At 56.5% G+C, this 20,887-nt stretch carries 16 protein-coding genes; 7 read left to right on the forward strand and 9 right to left on the reverse strand.

Translation table 11 applies throughout. The annotated features are described in order from the left end of the window. Position 1: 1 nt before the first annotated feature. A complete protein-coding gene (gene purU / locus VGK48_25620) occupies positions 2-811 on the forward strand; it encodes a formyltetrahydrofolate deformylase (GenBank protein HEY2384570.1) in 810 nt (269 codons plus the stop codon). Positions 812-857: 46 nt separating this feature from the next. Here the strand turns inward: purU and VGK48_25625 are convergent, their stop codons facing one another. Then, the gene (locus tag VGK48_25625) at positions 858-2,594 is read right to left on the reverse strand and encodes an ATP-binding protein (GenBank protein ID HEY2384571.1); all 1,737 of its coding nucleotides are present in this window, start codon (positions 2,592-2,594) and stop codon (positions 858-860) included. A 13-nt stretch (positions 2,595-2,607) separates the two neighbouring features. Continuing rightward, positions 2,608-3,603 (reverse strand): inorganic phosphate transporter, encoded by a 996-nt coding sequence (locus tag VGK48_25630; GenBank protein ID HEY2384572.1) that lies wholly within the window; start codon positions 3,601-3,603, stop codon positions 2,608-2,610. 97 nt (positions 3,604-3,700) lie between these two features. Between VGK48_25630 and VGK48_25635 the strand changes: the two genes are divergently transcribed. After that, positions 3,701-4,345: a DUF47 family protein gene (locus VGK48_25635; GenBank protein HEY2384573.1), complete on the forward strand. Its 645-nt coding sequence runs from the start codon at positions 3,701-3,703 to the stop codon at positions 4,343-4,345. A 73-nt stretch (positions 4,346-4,418) separates the two neighbouring features. Here the strand turns inward: VGK48_25635 and VGK48_25640 are convergent, their stop codons facing one another. From VGK48_25640 to VGK48_25660, 5 genes are read right to left on the reverse strand one after another with little or no spacing between them, the layout of a single operon-like run. Next, positions 4,419-5,249 carry a hypothetical protein gene (locus VGK48_25640; protein ID HEY2384574.1) on the reverse strand — a complete coding sequence of 277 codons (831 nt, stop codon included), beginning with the start codon at positions 5,247-5,249 and terminating at the stop codon, positions 4,419-4,421. After that, the gene (locus VGK48_25645; GenBank protein ID HEY2384575.1) at positions 5,246-12,385 is read right to left on the reverse strand and encodes a hypothetical protein; all 7,140 of its coding nucleotides are present in this window, start codon (positions 12,383-12,385) and stop codon (positions 5,246-5,248) included. Before VGK48_25645 ends, VGK48_25640 begins: the two co-directional genes overlap by 4 nt. Positions 12,386-12,389: 4 nt before the next feature. Continuing rightward, positions 12,390-12,734 carry a hypothetical protein gene (locus VGK48_25650; GenBank protein HEY2384576.1) on the reverse strand — a complete coding sequence of 115 codons (345 nt, stop codon included), beginning with the start codon at positions 12,732-12,734 and terminating at the stop codon, positions 12,390-12,392. Beyond that, positions 12,721-13,272 carry a hypothetical protein gene (locus VGK48_25655; protein HEY2384577.1) on the reverse strand — a complete coding sequence of 184 codons (552 nt, stop codon included), beginning with the start codon at positions 13,270-13,272 and terminating at the stop codon, positions 12,721-12,723. Before VGK48_25655 ends, VGK48_25650 begins: the two co-directional genes overlap by 14 nt. Positions 13,273-13,328: 56 nt before the next feature. Then, the gene (locus VGK48_25660) at positions 13,329-14,243 is read right to left on the reverse strand and encodes an NAD(P)-dependent oxidoreductase (GenBank protein HEY2384578.1); all 915 of its coding nucleotides are present in this window, start codon (positions 14,241-14,243) and stop codon (positions 13,329-13,331) included. 144 nt (positions 14,244-14,387) lie between these two features. Between VGK48_25660 and VGK48_25665 the strand changes: the two genes are divergently transcribed. After that, positions 14,388-14,549 carry a hypothetical protein gene (locus tag VGK48_25665; protein HEY2384579.1) on the forward strand — a complete coding sequence of 54 codons (162 nt, stop codon included), beginning with the start codon at positions 14,388-14,390 and terminating at the stop codon, positions 14,547-14,549. Between the two features lie 197 nt (positions 14,550-14,746). Next, complete coding sequence (locus VGK48_25670) at positions 14,747-15,757, forward strand: hypothetical protein (protein ID HEY2384580.1); 1,011 nt, start codon at positions 14,747-14,749, stop codon at positions 15,755-15,757. A gap of 15 nt (positions 15,758-15,772) precedes the next feature. Here the strand turns inward: VGK48_25670 and VGK48_25675 are convergent, their stop codons facing one another. After that, positions 15,773-16,075, reverse strand: coding sequence for an MTH1187 family thiamine-binding protein (locus VGK48_25675; GenBank protein HEY2384581.1), 303 nt, complete (start codon positions 16,073-16,075; stop codon positions 15,773-15,775). Positions 16,076-16,210: 135 nt separating this feature from the next. Between VGK48_25675 and rsmH the strand changes: the two genes are divergently transcribed. From rsmH to VGK48_25690, 3 genes are all read left to right on the forward strand, one after another. Then, entirely contained in the window at positions 16,211-17,215 is a 1,005-nt protein-coding gene (gene rsmH, locus VGK48_25680; protein HEY2384582.1) for a 16S rRNA (cytosine(1402)-N(4))-methyltransferase RsmH, read from the forward strand. Continuing rightward, positions 17,215-17,565 carry a nucleotide pyrophosphohydrolase gene (locus tag VGK48_25685; GenBank protein ID HEY2384583.1) on the forward strand — a complete coding sequence of 117 codons (351 nt, stop codon included), beginning with the start codon at positions 17,215-17,217 and terminating at the stop codon, positions 17,563-17,565. The genes rsmH and VGK48_25685 overlap by 1 nt, the downstream gene beginning before the upstream one ends. Positions 17,566-17,744: 179 nt before the next feature. Next, positions 17,745-19,241 (forward strand): hypothetical protein, encoded by a 1,497-nt coding sequence (locus VGK48_25690; GenBank protein HEY2384584.1) that lies wholly within the window; start codon positions 17,745-17,747, stop codon positions 19,239-19,241. Between the two features lie 182 nt (positions 19,242-19,423). Here the strand turns inward: VGK48_25690 and VGK48_25695 are convergent, their stop codons facing one another. Then, a complete protein-coding gene (locus VGK48_25695; GenBank protein ID HEY2384585.1) occupies positions 19,424-20,146 on the reverse strand; it encodes a DUF5995 family protein in 723 nt (240 codons plus the stop codon). Positions 20,147-20,887: the final 741 nt, after the last annotated feature.

Below are 20,887 nucleotides of genomic sequence, written 5' to 3' on the forward strand. Positions count from 1 at the left end.
CATAAGCGCGGATCTGACGCAATTCATTTACAAACACGAGGGACAAATTCTTTACCACGACCAGTACGTCGATCCGGAGACCCGGCATTACTACACATGCCTGGAGTGGGACCTCTCACACTTCACGATCTCCGATGACGAAATGACGGACCACCTGCGAACGTTCATCGGCAACGAACCCGACAGCGAATGGTCTCTGCACTATTCGGATCAGATCTTGAGGATGGCGATTTTTGTTTCGAAAGATCCCGCCTGCTTGTATGACGTGCTTGCCCACAGCCATTCCGGTGAATGGAAAGTCGAGGTGCCTCTGGTCGTCAGCAACCATCCCGACCTGGAAGCGGCGGCGGCGCGATTCGGAGTCGAATTCCGCGCCTTCTCCCTTACCAGGCAGAACAAGGCTGCGGTCGAAGAAGAACAAATTGCCCTTCTTCGAAAACACCGGATCGATTTCGTCGTGCTCGCGCGCTACATGCAGATTTTGACCGGCCGTTTGATACAGGCGTATCCCAACCGCATCATCAACATCCACCATGCATTTCTTCCCGCTTTCCCGGGCGCGCGGCCTTACCACGCCGCGCGTCAACGCGGCGTCAAGATGATCGGAGCGACGAGCCACTATGTGAGCGAAGAACTGGACACCGGCCCGATCATCGAACAGAGCGTGATGCGGGTCAGTCACCGCAACTCCGTTCAGGACCTCATCCGGCTTGGCCGCAATATCGAGAAAACCGTGCTTTCTCAGGCTATCTGGAGCCATATTCGCAGAAAGATCATTGTTCACGACGGCCGCACGATCGTCTTCGATTAGAGCTACTGCTTCCTATAGGCGCGGTCGGTGACCACGCCTGCAGTTCTCAGTCTGGCAGGACGATCCTGAACGTCGATCCGCTCCCGAGCCGGCTGGAAACCGATACGGTGCCTCCCTGGCTTTCAACGGCGTGTTTAACTATGGCAAGACCGAGGCCGGTTCCTCCAGCAGAACGGACGCGCGATTTCTCGACGCGATAAAAACGCTCGAAGACACGCGGCAAATCTCCCCGTGGAATTCCCGCACCCGTGTCTGAAACCGCAAGCTCGAATCCTTTAGACGTAGGGCCACCGGTAATCCGAATGGAACCTTTATCCCGGTTGTAGTGAATGGCGTTGTCCAACAGATTGGAAACGGCTCTTGTCAAACGCGCTCCATCCACGCAAATTTCGGCCGGCTCACACTCGACCTCGACCTGAATATGCTTCTCCTGAAGCTGCTGGCTCCTCAGCCGAACCAGTTCGTCGATTATTTGACGGATATGGACACTCTCCCTTTCGACGGGCGGCTCGCTTTCGAGTTTCGCGAGAACCAGAAGATCGTCAACGAGAGCTTGAAGCAGAGCAGAATTTCGCTCGATGGCCGACAAAAATTCCTGCGACATTCCCGAATTGGAAGCTGGCTCGCTGAGTAATGTTTCCGCAAAACCACGAATGGCGGTCAGCGGCGTCTTGAACTCGTGTGAAACGTTCGCCACGAATTCCTTGCGCATTTTCTCCGACCGCCGGATTTCAGTCAGGTCGTGAACAGCCATCACGGCCAGTTCGGTGCTGCCGGCCGCCGTTCGAACCGGCGCGGCCCTGGCAAGAAGAACGCGCCCGGAACCTGTTACCACCTCTATCGCCGGCCCCGCCTCGCCTTTCAATGTGGCTCGAATCATCATTTCCACGCCGGGATTCCGCAGGAGCTCGAGCGGACTCCGCCCGGTCAGGCCACCCGAAATCTCGAACAACCGCCGGGCGGCTTCATTGCTCACTACGACACGGGCCGCCAGATCGAACACGACAACCCCCGCGCTCATGGCCGCGATGATCGTTTCGGTCCTGCGCTTGTCCTCCTCCAATTCAGCGATCTTGAGTTTCAATTTTCTGGCCATCGCATTCAGCGCTGATCCCACGATCGCAAGATCTCTGTCTCCCGAAACCGGGATATCACTGTCGAGATTGCCTACCGCGAGAGAGCGTGAAGCTTCAGCCAGGCGCTGAAGCGGCCTCGATACGAAGGCGTAGACCATGTAACCGAACACAAGCGTCATCCCCGCGCAAACCAGAATCGACAACAGGAGACGCTGCCGCAGACCGGAGATGAGAGCCTCCAGATTAGACATCGGCATGGCGATACGAAGGATCCTGCCGTCGTCGAGCTTGTTGGCGACATATATAAAGGGCACGCCGATCGTCGCGCTCGAGCGGACCGCCGATCCGCGCCCGGTACGGAGCGCGTCGATCACCTCGGGACGGTCACTGTGATTGGCGACACTGGCTAAATTTTCGCGGGAAACTTCCGAGTCTCCCACGACCTTGCCGTCCGGCGCGATGATCGTTACGCGGACGCCGAGCAGCCCCGCAATGTTATTCGCGAAATCGACAGGGTCGGAGATCGCGGTTTGCGTTCGCATGTACGCTTTCGCCAACGTCGCCGACCGATAAAGCTGCTGCTGGATTTCCGATTCGAAAGTATTGCGGAGGCTTCCACCGAAAAAGAAATACCCGACGATTAACGTCGCGGCGGCGATCGCGGCGATATTCAAAGCAACGAGCCGGGAATGTAATCTGAGGTCCATGGAAGACCTGCCTTTATGCCAGGATTTTATACGCGAGAGCCGCAATCGATGCAGCCGCTGGAATCGTCATAATCCATGCCCAGACAATGTTCTTCGTAACGCCCCAGCGCACTGCCGAAAGCCGCCTCGTCGACCCGACACCGATGATTGCCCCCGTAATCGTGTGGGTCGTACTCACAGGAATGCCGAACATTGCCGACCCGAAAAGACAGACTGCCGCCGCCGTCTCCGCGCAGAATCCGCCCACCGGCCGAAGTGCCGTGATGCGCTGCCCCATCGTCTTCACGATTCTCCACCCGCCGGATACGGTTCCTAATGCGATCGCCATATGCGCCATGAGGATGACCCAGATGGGAACGTCGAACGTCTTGAGGTACCCGGAGGTATAAAGCACTCCAGTGACAATTCCCATGGTCTTCTGCGCGTCGTTGGTTCCATGACCGAGACTGTACGCCGCCGCGGAAAATAATTGAAGCCTCCGGAACCGTTTGTCCACGCGGAACGGGGCATTGTCACGAACAATCCATGTGGTCGCCGCCATAAACCCGAAACCAAGGATCATCCCCAGAACCGGAGAGACGACGATGAACGCAAGAGTTTTGGTCCAGCCGGAAACAATCAGAACGCCGAGTCCCGCCTTTGCCACGGCACTTCCGGCGTAGCCCCCGATGAGAGCGTGCGACGAGCTGGTCGGCAGGCCGAAATACCACGTAATGATATTCCAGGCGATAGCGCCAAGCAGTCCCGCGAAGATCACCGTGCGATCCACGGATTTGATATCGACCATTCCGGACCCGATCGTCCTAGCAACTCCAACGCCAAAACAAAATGCCGCAACAAAATTGAAGAATGCAGCCCAGACAACAGCCTTCCCTGGCGATAGCACACGCGTCGAAACGACAGTGGCAATCGAATTCGCGGCGTCGTGAAAGCCATTCAGGTAGTCGAAAACAAGGGCAGTCAGGATGATGCCGGCAACGGCGACAAAAACAGGCGAACTAAAATTCACTCGAGCAATCCATGCTACAGTCTTTGGTTCCTTGTCTGTGCGCCCGGATGTCCTGGCGCCGTGTGATTATACCTGTAACCCGGATCAGGAGATATCGATGGGTCTCAACTCTTTCCTGCGCTTCTTCCTGCCGCAAGACGACAAATTCCTGCCGCTCTTCGAACAGGCAGCGGACAACCTGCGGGAGGCGGCGCAGATTTACGCGAACCTTGGCAGAGCGTCGACGCGGGACGAAATCATTTCGGTTCGGGATCAGATCAAAAAACTCGAACACGTCGGGGACAAACTGACACATTCGATCTTCGAGGAACTGAACCGCTCGTTCATTACCCCGTTTGACCGGGAAGACATCTATTCATTGACGAAAAGTCTCGACGATGTGCTCGACCTTATGGACCACGTCGCAGAGATTCTTGTGCTTTACCGCATCGACAGGATCGAAAACGGCATGAGCATGATGTTCGAGGTTACCCATCGGGCGGTGAACGACATTCATCGCAGCATTCGCAGTTTGCGAAACGCGAACTATGAAACCATCCGTGCGCAGGTTATCAGTGTTCATGCGCTGGAAAACGAAGGCGACCGCCTCTACCGCCACTTTATCGGAAATCTGTATGCAGAAGAACACGACGCCATCCGCCTGATGAAGTACAGCTCGATCTATAACGAGATCGAGCACGCGATCGACAAGTGCGAAGATCTCATGAATGCGATCGAAGGACTGGTACTCAAGCAAGCCTAGCCGCCGGCTTTTCTGTAGGGGCAGGTGTAAGACCGCCCTGTTTCGTTGAATACGCGAGAAGCTCAGATTCTCCTCAGAGCACGATCTGCCATGCCCCGCCGGTCTTTGCAAGGAGCATCGAGTAGGTGCCGAAACCGCCTTCGGGATCGGGCTTTTCGCGAAGTATAGGCAGCCAGTCCGCGGCAATGCATTCGACCAGTCTTCCGCGGCCGCAGACACGAAGATCGAACTGCGCCTCATCGAGCGGCTGGATGCCCCACCAGGGTTGAGCCGCGTCTTCCTTTGTAATACGGCGAATCATTTCAGCCCGCTCTCCGGGCTGCAGGCCATAGGCGCGCTCCGTATCGGCAAGGCGTGCGGCGCCCGCTGCGACAAATGGAGCGGCATCGCCGGCCGCGAGCGAGGCCGCCAGCGAGGTTAGAAACTCGCGAATCTCACGGCGGGACTGGTCATCCAGGATGGCGGCAGGCGCGCTTTGCCACGCCCATGCGCCGAAGATATTTCCAAGATCAGCGGAACCGCCGGTGACGAGGGGCGCATATCTTGAAGAGTCGCCGCTGCCGGATTCCCACGCAACACGCAGCAAGTCTTTCGCATCGGGTCCGCCGACGACCGCCCCGAAAGGGTAGCGCGCCATGCGGGCGGATGCGCGCGCATCCTTGAACGTGGTTCTGGTGCGTTCAGAACTATCGCCGGTGAGCGCCCGGCCCGGACGGCTTCCGGGACTAATGACAATGGTGATTTCATTAATACCGTCGCATATATATTGGTTCGCCTGTCCCGCATAAAACGGACCGAAGGCCGGACCGCGCCGGATGATCGGAATGTCATTCAAATAGAACTCCGCAGTGCACCCTTCGGTCGTGCACTCGAAAACATAGAAAAGCTGTTCGGTCCTGCTCACCTTTTTTCCTGCACTGCTTGACGGAAGGCGGCGTAGTATCTCAGATCTTCCACGACGTCGTTGAGGTCCTGCAAGGGCTGATGACGGATGGATTCGGAGTAGTGGAGATCTTTCTCCTTCCCCAACGCTATAGCCTTTTCCAGCATCGACGCCGGCGCCGGCCGGCCTTCATCCGCCTTGACTTCGGCGAGATACACTTCGTTGCCGAAATCCAGAATCCGTTTCTTCAACGACTTCAACCTGGCGCCCAGAGTCAGCAGCGCAGCGAGACATTTTTCGGCTTCGCCTGTTTTCTCATCGAGCCGCTTTTCAAGCGGGAACGACCGCCGAAGCGTGCGGGTCTTTACGGTCTGGGCTTCCATACCGAACGTGGCTTTGCAGTCCTCCCATTGCTCGTCCCATTTGACCTTGTTTTCCTGCCACTGCTTTCGTTCATCCTCGGATGCATCATCGTCCGGCGGCAGAACCGGCAATTCCTTCGTCTTCGGGCTGGCGCCGACCATCTCGAGCTGCAGCTTCCGGTACTCTTCGATCGCGTTCGCGATCCGCTCTTCCTGATAAACAGCGCGGCTGTACGCCATGTTGACCTCGCGCCGCGCGTTCCACCAGCTGGCGCTCGCCGGCTTGGGAAACATTCCGCGTTTGTATGGAAGGTCTTTCGGCGAGCCCTCGACCAGGGTGATGGTTTTCTGCTTTTCCTTGAAGCCGGCCAGCTTGAAAGTGGCGCCGGCGGTGACGCCGAGCCAGTAGAGCTGATATTCGATGCCAAACTGTACTTCGATGCCCATGGTAATGCGCGTCCGCATTTCCAGTCCCGTCTGGATTGCGGCATTGACGTGGAACACGTTCTCGTTCACGAGAACCATGTTGGCTCCGGATTCGGCCTTGCCCATGAAACTGACCCAGGTGTCGGCCCAGGCGGGCAGCTTGTCGTCCGGGCTTTGCCGTTCGAAGAACTGATCGTTGATGTTGGCTTCCAGCGACAATTTGAAGTAGACGACGGCCTGGAACTTCATCAGGTAGAGGTTGGCGGTGTAGCCCGCGTTGAAGGCCACGCTGATCTTTGCGAGCATGAGATCCAGATGAACCGAATACCAGGGGAAGACACGCTGGTCGGTGTGCTCCTTCCAGCCCCAGTAGACGTTCGCCTTGCCTTCCATGAAGCGAACTTCAAACTGAAAGCCCCACCCTGCAACCTGAGTGAAGTTGGCTGAAATGCCCTCGAAAGCCGCAACGATCTGCCGGATCGTTTGCACGGACGCGCTCAGCGATTTGACGATTTCGAAATAGAAAGTGCCGGTCTTGCCGTTGCGCGTCAGAACAATCCCGGAATCATTGACCGGTCCGAAGAGCTTGTCGTCCAGCGCAGACTGCATCGCCGTCAGTTTGCCGCCGGCGAGCGCGTCGAGGTTGATCGTTCCCTGGACGATCGTTTCCTGCCCGGGCAAGGAATATGCGTTTTCGGCCTTCAGAGCGTCGACCACCTGCTTCCACAAAGGATCGGCAGTCGCGTCCTCTGCTTTATAAGGATGGAAGACAAGACTGCTGATGTCTTTCGCCTCTCCGGGCGCGGGCTTCTTTGGAGAATCGGCAGCTGCTGGATTAACGAATTCGCCGCGATAAATACCATCCCGGGGCCATGGTGGCGGCGTTGTCGACAAAAGACCCTTGCCCTTGGGCTTGGAAATCTTGATGTCGACTTCGAGACTCCAATCCTCGTCCGTGGAACTGCCGGAGTCGCTTGAACTGGCGGCGCTGGAATCAGGCTGAGGCAGCATGCGCAATTCAATGACGGAGGTTTCATCCTCATTCGAGCCCGAAGATGATGCGGCTGCCACAGCCTGCGCAACGGACGCAGTCTCCTGCGCAGCCGCTGCTGTGGCTTGAGCCTGGCCAGGATTGATGATGCTGCCCTGCCTGCCGATGCACACCGGCTGATAATTTTTGGGCTGGAATTCGTAGTGCAAACAGAATTCGTCTGAAGGGTAAACCTCGACGATAGCGCGCAGGGTATGAGTCACGTGTGAATCGGCCGGATTGGTTGCGGGGACTCCGCAGCTTTGTACGGCAATTTCATATTGCCGTGGCGCCATCTTGATGAACGAAAGCGCGGACATCAGATCGCGAACCCGGCTCAGGCCGCGAGTGCTGTCCTTTGTCTGATCCAGATCAGGGCCTGCGGTTACTGTCGCCGGCACTACTGAAGCAATTTTATCCGTAGGGGAATCGCCTCCGTCATCCGTTGCGACCTCTTCATGCCAGACCTGGTAAGCCTGGAACACGGGGAATTCGAGCAGCGGCGGATCAGCGTCCGATTTCTCCGCTTCCGCTTTGCCGCCTTCCGGCTTTGCAAAACCAGGGCGCAGCGACGCAAGACCCATCGTGGGCAGCCAGTCGTAACGCTTCCGCCAGGGCCGGCGCGGGGAGCGTTTCGGAGAAGCCGGCGCGTCTTCAGCCGCATCCACTTCAAGTCCAAGCGATTTACCCACTTTCTGCAGGCTCTTTTGTTGGAAAGCGCTGGCGTTTTCCGTCAGCTTCGACACCCAACTCAGCTTGTCATCCGACTTTTTTTTGAGCTTGCCGGCAGCCTCGGAAACATCTCCGCTGAATGCAGTCACAGGCTTCGCCGCTTTGTCCGCCGCCTCCTCCGCAGCATCGGCGAGCTTGACGATCCGGCCCTCCAACTCGCTGAGCGCTCCTTTTACCCGGTCTCGTAGCCGGATAATCGGATGCTGAAGGGCTCCCACCTCGGAATGAATGAATTGCTGCTCGCAATAGTGATCGGCTTTGTCCAGCCGCACCTGCACAACCGTGTGATGAACGGTCTCGTCGGGTTTAGGCAAATTGGAGTCACCGGATTCACGGCCCGCGATCACCTGAATAATCGGAATCTGAGTCGGCGAGCAGACGAGCGCCTTATCCCGGTCTGTCGCGAGATCCTTGTGGAGCACGACCTCGAAGGTGCCGTCCTGTTTCGGGCCGCGTTTCACAATGACCTGCGGCGTGTCGTCATCGCCGGCCGCATCTTCGCTCTTTTTCTTCTCATTCCCGTGCTTCACGGAAATCAGCAGGCGATGCAGGTTGCAACTGTCGTCTTTGATATCCGCGGCGGGCTTGTGTTCACCTTCGGCAGGCCCGGCGGCCTCCGGAGCCTTGGCCGCGGACTTTTCAAGCGGACACTTCTCCGTTGTGGTTCCGTTTTTGGGTTTGACCTTCACCTGCAGGACGCCATCCAGGGGATCGGCATGCCATCCGCTGGGTGGATGAATCTCGATCGTCTGAGCCACAACCTCGCCATTTTCGGCCTTGCCGTTCGTCAGAACGGCGGTCACTTCCACCGGCATGTACTGATTCTGACTTATCTTCGCGACGTAAACATGCCCGGTGGCGAATGCCGCACTATGCACTTTGACTTCGAGATCGCTCGACGGAGCCACACTGGGAGCGATGTACAGTTTGATTTCCTCCTCGCTGGCAAACTCGCTCGTGGCAACCAGACTCATCTTTGATTTTTCAAACCGGACGGTCGGCGGCGTTGCAATCTTGAGCGACGCGGTCTTGCTCGCATCGCCGGCGCAGCGATGAAAGCCTTCGAGCCGGATGGTTGCCTTGTTTTGAGGGTCCGCTTTGTAGTCGTGGCGAATCCTCACCGGGATAGAGGCAGCAGCCTCGCCGCGCGGAAATACGACTTTGTACTTCTTCCCTGCTTCAAACGCATCACTCGTGACGTCGACGCTGCAACCGTCTAAAGGGGAACGCGAGTTGAGCTTGAGCCCGATGTACGCCTGGTCTCCCGGCACGACGGCGGCATCGTCTTCCACGGCCGGTTCGTCAAACCTTACGAGCGGAGTAAAGACCTTGATCTGCTGTTTCACGCGAGCGCCGAGGACACAGCCCGACGGAGTGGCGAGTTCGATTTCCTGTTCCTTCTCCGCTTCCTTCGTAAAAATGACAGGAACCTCCTTTTGAATATCCCCGGCAGCAAACTTCACCGGGACGTCGTCAAAAGGCCCCTTCAATGTAACGCTCGCCTCGGCTTGTGCGCGATGTTGGAGGCGGACATAGATCCTGGCCGCATCGTCCTTACGATACGGCCCAGGAGGCGAAATAGCCGCAGCTTCGAAGTACACCGGCCGGTTTGTGAAAACCTGAACCAGCCTTAGAAATTCCGTTCCCGTCGCGCACCGCTCGACGCCTTCAAGTGTGATGGTCTGATACTTGCCGTCCTGCGGGCTGTCGAACGCCACCTGAACTTCTACAGGTCCGGCCGCCCCTGGGGAAAACGCAATCGGATATTCCTTCCCGAAAGCGGAAGATTTCAGTTTTGCCGAGACGCCCCAGGGCGGCGCCGGCTGAGTGAGGGATACGTGGATCTTTGCTTTGTCGCCGGCGACAAAGATGGTTTCAGGCGGTTCAATCCATTTCTCCTCGAATTTGATAGCCGGCAACGGCTTCACTCGAACTTTAAGCTGGTTCGAGGATTTGTCTGTCTGCTCGACCGCACGGCAATGACCTGCACCACTCACCCGCAAAAGGATCGGATCACTGTAGCCTTTCGTGAATTCGACTTCGAGCTGGGCGGCCTGAGAATCCTTTTCAAATTTCAGGACATACGGTTCATCGAAGGCATCGCACGTCACAACCGCGGTGGCGGCTATCAGGGCAGGACGATCGAGGATGAAATTGAGTGTCGCTTTGCTGCCGAGGCCAAATACGGCATCCATTCCGCTCTCTGTCTCAACCCTCGATGTGAAGGCCCGGCCCGGCTTGAATCCGACACGCGGCGGCCGCACCGTGACCGGCAAAGCGGCCGGAAAGTCCGCGCTCTCATCAAGAGTGAGGTTGGGCGGCTGGCTGGGATTATCGTCGACACTGCTGATCCCGATGTGCCCTGCCTCCTTCGCAAATGTGCGCTCGATAAGAACCTTTACCGTCGTCGTACGGCTCCAGGGTTTAAATGCGCCTTCATACGTTCGAGCTCCAAATGCGGGCGACGCGAGCGTGAACGACGTTTTGTATTTCGCCGGAGCGCTGAGATTCACTCGGACACTGACCGTTTGCCCGGGCGCAAATTCGGCGCCTTTACCAAACTGGCTGGGCGGAAGATAGATGGTCCGGCTCTTCGCAACGTTAATCGATTGTTTTGCAGTCGAGGGCTGCGAACCTGTCGGCGCAATCATGATGTCGAACGCTTTGGGAGCGGTCGGGATCTTAGAATCGCTTTTTAATCGAGCGAAGATGGTCTTACAGACCGTCTTCGTCGATTCGAAGAAAATCGGGTACGCCTTCTCAAACGCATCGCAGGTCAGTGAACCGAATTCTCCCGGACCATCACTCGAATCCAGGCGGCTGACCTGGATTCCAACACAATCACCAGCGGCAAAGGTTGCAGCCTTGCCTTTATCCTCGATCCAGTCCTTCTCCGCAAAATAGAATGGCTCGACATGGATAGTTAACGGGCTCAGTTCCGGATCGATCAGGCAACCCGACTCATCGACAAGCTTGAGTTCCCCACGCTTCGTGACGGTGATTTCGACATCGGTAAATGGCGCTTGAGTGAAATTAACCGGAATGGGCTTGTCCAGCGCCGTGCCGGACAACTTCACGGTTGAACCTTTGCTATGCGGCCTGCCGCTGAGGTAGATGCGAACCTTTGCCTTTGTTTGAGCGACAAACAAAAACCCTCTGACGTTTTTGAATTTCTTAAGTCCAGGCTGGTCATCGGAAAGGCGGGCGGTGGATCGAAGGTCTCTGAATGAAGCCTTCGGAAGCGGAGCGAGCTCGAGTTTTAAGCTGCCATCCTTGCCGGGTCCGGCGCTTTTGACGCCGCTCAGTACTGCGATTCGATCCGTGGCGGCCTCAAGACTCAATGCGAACGTAGCCGCCTTGTCCTTTGAATCCTTCTTGAAGTCCTCTGCGATAACCAGGGGAACCTCGGCTAGGGCCTTCGAAGCCTCGATCGTGACCGGATCCTTCTTACCGCCGGGCGGGTCGTCCCAGACGATGTTCGCCACGGCCTCGGCCTGATCGACGGCCTTGTCCAGTGCGACGCGAACTTTGAAAGTCTCCCCACGATAGAGTGGCGGCTTCGGATCCGTGTATTGCAAAACGGAGTAGGAGCTGAAATAAACCGACCGCTTGGCGCCGAGTGAGAATTTCCGTTTGGCGGTTCGTCCGACTTGCGCCGTTGCACCGGTGACCGTGAGCTCGATTGTGGGATCGAAAAGCGCGGGCGACTTCGCCAGCAGGAACGGTCCGGCCTCCTTGATGCCTGTGTCCCAGGCCTCCGGTTCAATCTCAACTTCCGGATTACTCGAGAAGCAGTACGACACGAGCTGCACTTTGACTTTTTGAGCGGGACGAGCACCCGTCAAAAGAAGCTTTATTTTTACGGAGTCGCGAAGGGACAGAGATTGCGGTGTAATCCAGTCATCATCCGGAGACAGCGCCACCGCCGGCTCAGCAGCCACAGAAACCGCCAAAGGCTTCGGCCGGTCACTTACAGCGCAGCGGGACTTTGCGCTGAGTTGCAGTTCTCCTTTTTTTTCTGTTTTGATGGGCGCCACCTGGACATCGGCAAACCTGGCTTCGGTAAACTTGACAGGAACCGGCTTAGCCACGGCATTCCCGGAAATCTCGGCGGTTGATCCTTTAGTGTGCGGCCTTGAGCTGAGATAGACGCGCACCGTTCCCTTCTCCCGCAGCCGGAAGGAATATTTGTCCCCGTCCTTGAATTTAGCCAGGCCCGGCTGATCACCATCGAACGACAAGACAGGCAGCGGATCGAGGTCGACGTCAAACGCAACGTCCGTTCCGGGAATGAAGGCGTCCGCGATCTGCTCGAGCTTGAAGTTGCTCTTTGTCTTCGTTGAGCCGGATTCCTTCTTGTAGTCGTCTTCAATCTCTACCGTTACATCCGTAAAGCTCTGGCCCTTTTCCAGACGGACGGGATAAGTCTTTTGCCCCTGATCGCGAACGATATTCGCGACAACCTGTGTTTTCTCGGCAGGGCGGTCGACCTGGACACGAATGGTGAAACTCTCACCTCGATAAAACGGGCCCTTCGGTTGCGTCCATTGAAATGCGGAATAGGTCTGAAAGTAGATTTTGCGAGGCGGTTGCTTCGAATCAGGCATCGGATCAACTACCGCCGGCGCCGGCTTGCCCATTGGCACGCTTTTCGAGCGCCTGCAGCCTGAAGTTGTTTGTCACGTCCGTCCATTGAAGAATATTCCGGGCGGCTTCAGCGGTATCGAAATCGTCGCCGAGCACAAACATCAATTGAACAAAACGGATGACTTCGGAGATTTCGGTCATCCCATACTTTTCGGACTTTTGAAACGCGAGTTCGATGCGTTTCCGGAAAGCATCAGTTCCAAGCGCGGTACACGGCTCCGGCAACGCTTTGCGGATCGTGGTTGTAACGTTGCGAACGCGGACATCCAACTCCATTGCGCGCAGCTGGTCTTTTCTAATGATGAGCATGAGTCCCCAGGACGGCAGCGATAAGGCCTCGGGCAACTTCGGCCGTTGGAGCTTCAGTGGTCGCAGCGCATTCTTGAAGCAGGTGCTGGCGCTCCTCGCCGCTGTATTTTCCCTCGAACACAGGCGCGAAACAGCAGAAGGCCGCTTCCCACGACTGAGCGGGAAAGGCGGCAAGAACAGCCCGGATGGGGTTTCCTATACCCGACATCGCCAGGGCGGTTTCGATGGCATCCGCTGCCCTCGATGCACTCTTTTGCGATTCTGCGAATCGCTCAGCGGCAATCTTTGTGAGGAATGCCAGCACCTGAGGATCACCAGGCCTGTCATACAGCACTTCCCGAAAAATAGAGAATTCCGAGCAACGACGACCTCCGTCAGCGGCTTTACTCCAAAGCCGCTGCCATATATCACTTACGGTGCCGGTAAACTCGATTTCGTCCTGGGAACCGCCCGCCCACTGCGCTAGTGCACGCATGGCGGTTATGGTTCCGTAGTGCTGATTGATAAATGTCAGGACTTCTCCAGAGGCTTCCGGCATCGATGCTACCCCAATAAGTGGCGTATTTTAGCCGATTTCCACTCGGGTGTATTTGCTCAAGGTTCGATAACGAGCAGCCTGAAGCCGTCGCGTGCGTTGGGCACCATAGGGTACCAGCCCGTCGCTTTTTTGAATTGCTGATTGGAGACGCGCTGGCTGCGGGTCAAGAACATGACGTTCTTACCGGCCAGAATCCAGAACAGCCACACCGGAGGGCGGAATAGCCACCTGCGGCCGGCAGCCTGTGCGAGAACGGAGGCGAGTTCACGCCGTTGCAGCGGTTCATCGTCGACAATGTCATAGATTCCGGGAGGCGCTTTGCCGAGCGCATCGAAGACTGCCACCGCCGCATCATCCACCCATATAAGGGGTTGGTACGAGTTCGAGGCACCAAAGATCATCGCAACTCCGTGCCGCGCCATCCGGAGCATGCTGCGCGTGGTTCCGGCCGTCGGGCCATAAAAACTGCCCATTCGCAGAACGATTCCGCGTCTTCCAGCACGCGAGAACCGTTCCACTTCGGCTTCCGCTTGCAGGGAAGATTCGAGGATCGCCGCGGGTTTCACCGCTGTTCCGGCATCCATCCACTGCGCTCCGCCGTCGAGATAAACAAAGACGACACTGGGATAAATCAGAGTCGCTACCTCCGATTCAAGCGCAATGTTCACGAGATTGCGCGTCCCTTCCGCGCGGATCTTGTCGTTTTCACGCCATGCGTCGCGGCGGCTGGCGTCCTTTGGCGGCGGAATTCGGGTCGCTAAATGCAGGATCGCGTCGCAGCCTTGCAACACAACGCGCAGGGTCGAGGGGTCGAATAAACTCGCTTGAACAGGTTCTGCTCCGGCCGCGCGAAGCCGCGAATGGCTGTCGGAGTTCCTCGCGAGCGCGCGAACATGGTGTCCGCCGTCCAACAATAATCGGACAACCACTCGTCCCAGAACGCCCGTGCCGCCCGTGACAAAAATGTTCACTGCTAAAACGCAGAGATGTAGTGCGAGCGCATCTTCTTGTGGCTGTATCTACCGGGAATATCTTGATTCATTCGAAGGCCTTTGCCACGAATCTTGGTGCGCGGAGAACTTCTTGGGTGCATGTTACATCTCCGACCTCCCTTTTTGAATCTGCATTATATCCTGTATATGCTGCTCGGACCATTGGCCGAAGCATGCGCCGCGGAGGCCGCTGCTGTTGCTGCGAATGCACAAGTCGCGATCGCGATCGTCGATGGCAACGGCGATCTTGTGTATTCTGAAGGAATGGATGGCGCCCCGGCCTGAAAGTAATCAGGATTTGCCGATTCTGATAGACATTTGGCCAGAGACGGGGCCAGACTCCGGATCTTTGCCACACTTTGAAAATGTGGCTTATAGCGTCGACATTATCTAAATCCTGCCGTCGAAGTTCTTATTCCCATCGAACTGCACGGATTTGCCCGGACGAATCCCTGCTGTGATGGATCCTTCTGGGGAAAGCCATGATTAAGTATCTGAATCTACTGGTCGTTTTATCTTTTTTTGGCATTGTGCCTCTTCGCGCGCAGCAGACATCATCGACCGCGTCGTCAGCGGCGAACAGCGGGAGTTCTATCGCTACCGTTCTTAGCCCCAGTTCGGGGCTGCGGGAGGGATACGTCATTATTACGCCAACTTCCGGGAGCGGCAGTGGCTTGGTTGCATATGAAAAGGTTGGGGATTTGCAGGGCTTAACGTTTCAAACGGCCGTGCTTCCGGCGACAACATTGACGACCAGCGGAGCCGTCATTGTTGATTTGAACACCGGGGAGAACTCCTTGACAGGGCCCCTGAGTACCCTTCTGGGCAATAACCCGAATGCCACTGCCGCCGCAGGCGCAATCCTGCCAATGTTCGTCAATACGGGTATTTCCGTCATTAACCCCAACCTGACGTCCGCGACGATTCGTCTTAGCTTGAACAACTCTTCCGGCACAAAGATCGATCTACCGGGTTTTACTATCGGGCCTATGCAACAGGTCGCAAAGTTTGCGAGTGAGCTGTTCGGAAGTCCAGCCGATATACCCCCGTCCCTCGTCGGCGCTCTCGTATTCACCTCGGATATCCCCGTGGGAATCACCGCTCTTGAGTTCAGAGGAACAGCTTTTTCAACTATACCAGTCGTGAATACGTCGACCACATCGACGGCGTCAAAAAGCTCAAGTGGGTCAGGTGGCTTAGGCCTGCCTGCGATTATTCCATTTCCACCTCTGCCTACCGGTGTTGGCGGCAGCGGCTCGCTTCTCCTTCCTCAATTTGTCATGGGCGGCGGGTGGGCGAGCGGAATTGTGATCGCTAACGTTTCGAATATCCAGCAGACCGTCCGCGTTGATTTCTTCACCAGCAACGGATTCCCCCTCTCAGCGTTTCTGGGTCTGCTGACTGGTTCAACGTTCTCGAGCATCACCATACCCGCCGGCGGCGCGGTAGATCTCAGTCCACAGGACGCCATAACGGGACAGACGATTTTCTGATTTTTCGGCGATCGATTATTCTTCCAGTTTTTGTTGAACGCTTCGGATCTTTTCGTCCATCGTCTGTGGGCGGTCGATTCGTGTACCGAATCGCAAGGTCGATGAAACTCGTGGAGTTCCCATGGCGTGCACCACCTCATGGCATCGCTTGATGGCTGCGAACACGTCATCCCACTCCCCTTCGATATTCGTGCCGTAGGCGTGTAATCGGGTTTTCAGCCCGGCTTCTGCAAGCACACGTTCACAAGCAGCGATTTCTTTGGAAACCGAGACGCCGATCCCGATCGGAATAAGGCAAAAATCTGCAATGACCTTCATGCCGACCAGTCTATTGCAAACTCGGCCGACTTCAGCCCTGTGGCGCACGCAGACGCGTGCTTCGGGCTCCGCTGGTTTGATCTATACTGGCTGGCCCAAGCCGAGACGTTCTAAGGTGTTCGTGCGGGATTGAATATGGAAAAGCCGAAGCGGCGGCAGCGGTATCGAGGGAAAAACCCGCGGCACTTCTCTGAGAAATACAAGGAACATGAACCGGAGCGTTATGCCGCAGACGTAGCCGGGGTACTCGCCAGGGGCAGAACGCCGGCCGGAATGCATCGCCCGGTCATGGTTCGCGAGGTCATCGAAGTTCTTGGGCCGAAGCCGGGCGAATTCGCTGTCGATTGTACCCTCGGATACGGAGGCCATGCGGCGGCGCTGCTCGGCTCGATCCAGCCCGGCGGCCGTCTCATCGGCGTCGACATCGATCCCATCGAGTTGCCGAAGACTGAATCCCGTTTACGCGAGCTCGGCTTCGGCCCGGACGTCTTCGTTTCGCAGCGGTCCAATTTTGCGGGACTTGCGAAACTTCTCCCCGAACCGGCCGATATTGTTTTCGCAGACCTCGGTGTCTCGTCGATGCAGATGGACAACCCCGAGCGCGGCTTTACCTACAAAGTTGATGGCCCGCTCGACCTGCGCATGAACCCTATGCGCGGGCAACCGGCTGCCGCTATGCTGGCCGGTCTCGATGGACCGGCTCTCGCCGCGATTCTGTTCGAAAATGCCGACGAACCCAACGCGGATCCCATCGCCCATGCCGTCCTTCAGGCGCAGGTTTCGACAACGACGGAGCTTGCTGCCGCAGTTCGCCGCGCAGGAGGAGACGATGACTCCATACGCCGTGTCTTCCAGGCACTCCGAATCGCAGTGAATAACGAGTTTGGCGCGCTGGAGGAGTTCCTGCGGAACCTTCCATTCTGCCTCAAGAGCGGTGGCCGGGCCGCTATCCTCACGTTTCACTCCGGTGAAGACCGCCGCGTCAAAAAGGCGTTCCAGGCCGCAGAACGTGAAGGAGTGTACTCGGAGGTCGCACACGAAATCGTCCGGCCTTCTGCAGAAGAACTTCGCGCCAATCCGCGCAGCCGCAGCGCCAAGTTGCGATGGGCCCGCGCAGCCACTTCATCAAGGATTATCTAGTGATCGACAATCAGAAACTCGCAATGGCTCTGAGATCGTTTGCCGCGGAAAGAGACTGGGATCAATTCCATACGCCCAAGAATCTCGCCACCTCCATTTCTGTGGAAGCCGCTGAACTTCTGGAATTATTTCAATGGTCGCGAGGACAGAATGGCTGGGACGAACTGACGGATGTTTCTCTACGCGCGAAAATCGAGGAAGAGCTGGCCGATATTCTCCTCTATGTCATCCGCTTTGCCGACAAAGCGGATATCGATCTCGAAACCGCCGCGGAACGAAAGATCGCCTCGAACGCACAAAAGTATCCCGCCGACCGTTTCCGCGGCTCCGATCGCAAGTACGATGAATAAAGAGGAATTTCAGGTTTGCACCTGTTTGAGGGCAATTCGCCGGGACACTATTGAGGAAGGCAGGTCCTCTATGAAAAGCGGGCGTGAGAAGCATTTGTGTGAACTAGTGTGTTCTGGCGGGCTATCCAGCATAATGTGCTTGCGCAACAATGGGGGGAGTTCGCGATGAACAGTCAGCCATGAGACCCGCAGGGATCCTTGCGTTCGCTTTGATCGCCTTCGCGGTTGCCTGCAAGCAGCCGGCGCGTCCTTCCTTAAAGGAGGAAGAGCAGGCGCTTGACCGCGTTCTGCAAAATCGGATCGAGGAAGTTCGAGAAGGTCCGGCCGCTGATAAGGCGAACGCCACCTTTGATCGGCGCAGAAGGCTGCCGCCGCCAGTGCAGATGAACGCAGCCGCCATCGATGAGTTGGAGAAAAAAGTTGCTGAAGACCCCGGCAATCTGGATCTGCGGCTGCAACTTCTCTTCATTTATGAGAAGCCGATGGCACGAGGCGAACTGCAGTTGAAGTTCATGCTCGCCCGCCGCCGCCATATCCTCTGGCTCATCACCAATTATCCCGAGGATGAACTTGCTGGATCGCCTGCCGCGATCATTCGCACTCGCGAAACGAGCTTCACTACCGCAGACCCGGAGGGATACACAGAGGCGAAGCAACTCTGGTTCTCGCAGCTCGAGAACAAGCCGATAAACGTCGCGATCCTTGCTAACGCCGCGAACGCGTTTGAAATCGACGATAATCATCTGGCGGGACAATTGCTCGAGCAGGCGCGGATAGTCCAACCCAACCGGCGCCTCACGGCCCAGCTCGCGCGGGTCTACGTACTGGCTCTGGTAGGGGCAACCGCTGCGATCCCCGTAAGTACCGGTTACTCTTATAACATCGCGGTTCAAGGAAACGACACAGCTCTGACTAACGATGTGTTCGCAAATGAAATTCGGCGAAAGCTCGACGCTTCGAGGGACGATGAATTGCTGCAAGACGTGGGTGCGGATCTCCTTCAAGGCCGGGACCTGAGCAAGGACTTCGACTATAAGGCTCTGGGCAGGCATTATCTCACGCGTGCGGCCACGCTGAATCCAGGATCCAACGCCCGACGGATACTCGCCAATGCCTTCTCGGAGGACCAGACCCGAATTCGCCAGGAACGCATCCGCCAGCTGCCGAAAGACAATCGCTATGAGGCCGCTGCCGCTCTGCCGGACAAAGACCGCTTCGATCTGTTCTGGTTGCTGGCGCTGAATGCCGCCAATTATGGAAACTCTTTCGACAGCCTCCATCCGGCAGAGGCAAAGCAGGAATGGCTCAAAGCCGAAAAGTATGCGACGGACCTCATCGCCGTTGCACCGAAATTCCGCCGCGAGCCCGCTTACCCGCTTGCGATTTTCAATGCCAACATGCTGCTGGCCCAGATCGCCGCACGCACTAACGATATCGATCGGGCGGTTCAGTATCTGAGAGCCGCAGCACAGGCTCCAAAACTACCGGACGACATCCGGTGGCCGAATATTGGCTATCGTGGCCTCTGTAACATTCTCATCGCGAGAGGGCGCCAGAAAGATGTCGTCGACTTTCTGGAACATGTCGCCATGATCGACTCACTGCAACGGGACCCGGTTCTCGCGGTTACCGCTCAGTTACGTCAGGGCCAGAAGCCGTCCTGGTACGGCTTCTAACGTCGGGACACCGCGAAAATAGCAGAACTGGCACCTGGCAAAACGTTAGCGTCCGGTATAGTGAATCGTCAGACATTGATGTGCAGCGTGAAGTTGCACGAGATTTTCCAGGAGATGAAACGGAAGCTTGTTTTGACCATGCTCAAAGTTTAATGAATTGATGATCTGCCGGCGCGGGAAAGCTATATCACCAAGAGGGCCCGACCCAATGTTCCCGTCATCTGGTCCTGGGCTGTTAAAGCCACACGACCCGAGACGGCATTCAGGTCTCGCAAATGATCTGCAAAATCCCATGCCAGATTCCGAGCGGCGCGGACGTTCCACATGGCGAGCAGCCGTCCGATCTTTCCAGTATCCTGTGCAGTTGCGCCCAAGACTCCGGCGGCCAGCATATTCAATGTTTGCGGCAATGCCGCCTCAAGGATGCTGTTAACCGATTCAAAATCCTGGTGCTCGAGACTGGTCTTACTCGGGACGATTCCGGACTCCCGATCCGTTTGCAGCAACGCCAAGGCTAAATCGTGATTGATGTGAGCGTTCATGCCGGCGAGCGCAAACTGTATCCGGTCAATTCCCGGCTTGCGGCGAGCTTCAAACAGGGCCTGCCAGGATTTCGGCGTCCGGCCCACGCCCCCGAGTTCTGTTTCAATTGCTCCGAAGTACATATTCGCAAAAATGACATCCAGGCGGGTGAGCCATTCGGGGTTCGTCCAGCCTGAACTGAGATCGACATTGTTAGTGACCAGTCGATATAACCAGTTAAACCAAATCAGTCCATCCGTAATCTGCAGAACCGCTTCAAGACGGTCCATTCGATCGATCACTTCTGCAATATTTGCAGGCTTTGGGTCCGTGACGATCTTCAATAACTGCTGATCGGTTGGATCGGGTGCTGAACTGCTCATTTGACCTTAATCCATCCACTAGTCCGACAGATACTCCCGGACGGCATGGTCCACTGAGACTAATTCTGTATCTCTCAATCTTCCTATCGATCCGAGTATTCTGCTTTTCTTGAGTTGCCGGAGCCCAGGAATCACGGCGAAGCTCGATGTCTTGAGGCCGCTTACCCTCAGACGAATACGCAAAGGTGGAATTTCCGGCTCGCGAGTCGAAAGGGGAACGGCCACAACAGAATCTAGAATCTGATTCTGCATGGAATTGGAGATAATGACCGCAGGCCGCTTTTTGCCTATCTCGGGAGGCGATGCGTCGGAAAGGTCCACCCAAACCACGGTGCCACGCATCATTTCCGTTTATTTCTCCTTCTTTTTAGAGCCTTGGAGTCGCTATCCAACGAGGCAAAGGACCAGGCGTCCATCTCCTGTAGCTCTTCCGGATTCGACGCTATAAACGACATGTACTCCTGTGCGGCACGAGCCATCCTTCTCCGCCGCAATTCACTCTGTAGAAGCTCACGAATCAGCGCGGACAGACTTTGATCGGAACGCTTAAACTCTCTCAATTCTTTAAGTATAGGTTCTTCTAGCTTTATAGTAGTCGCGCTCATACGATAAAAGTATACCTTTTTATTCTAAAGCCTGCCACTTCCTGCTCCAGGTATCCTCCGTGGAGTTCTGGGACAGACACCGAATTCGGGCCCCGCGGCGCGTTCGGATACCTTCGCCGTCAATTCCTCCTGCGGG

The sequence above is a fragment of the Terriglobia bacterium genome, assembly GCA_036496425.1.
Classification (GTDB): domain Bacteria; phylum Acidobacteriota; class Terriglobia; order 20CM-2-55-15; family 20CM-2-55-15; genus 20CM-2-55-15.

Bases quoted from the DNA above. Each gene is read 5' to 3' on its own strand.
- VGK48_25625 (HEY2384571.1), bottom strand. From the start codon at position 2,594: ATGGACCTCAGATTACATTCCCGGCTCGTTGCTTTGAATATCGCCGCG.
- VGK48_25635 (HEY2384573.1), top strand. From the start codon at position 3,701: ATGGGTCTCAACTCTTTCCTGCGCTTCTTCCTGCCGCAAGACGACAAA.
- VGK48_25645 (HEY2384575.1), bottom strand. From the start codon at position 12,385: ATGCCTGATTCGAAGCAACCGCCTCGCAAAATCTACTTTCAGACCTAT.
- VGK48_25650 (HEY2384576.1), bottom strand. From the start codon at position 12,734: ATGCTCATCATTAGAAAAGACCAGCTGCGCGCAATGGAGTTGGATGTC.
- VGK48_25655 (HEY2384577.1), bottom strand. From the start codon at position 13,272: ATGCCGGAAGCCTCTGGAGAAGTCCTGACATTTATCAATCAGCACTAC.
- VGK48_25670 (HEY2384580.1), top strand. From the start codon at position 14,747: ATGATTAAGTATCTGAATCTACTGGTCGTTTTATCTTTTTTTGGCATT.
- VGK48_25675 (HEY2384581.1), bottom strand. From the start codon at position 16,075: ATGAAGGTCATTGCAGATTTTTGCCTTATTCCGATCGGGATCGGCGTC.
- rsmH (HEY2384582.1), top strand. From the start codon at position 16,211: ATGGAAAAGCCGAAGCGGCGGCAGCGGTATCGAGGGAAAAACCCGCGG.
- VGK48_25690 (HEY2384584.1), top strand. From the start codon at position 17,745: ATGAGACCCGCAGGGATCCTTGCGTTCGCTTTGATCGCCTTCGCGGTT.
- VGK48_25695 (HEY2384585.1), bottom strand. From the start codon at position 20,146: ATGAGCAGTTCAGCACCCGATCCAACCGATCAGCAGTTATTGAAGATC.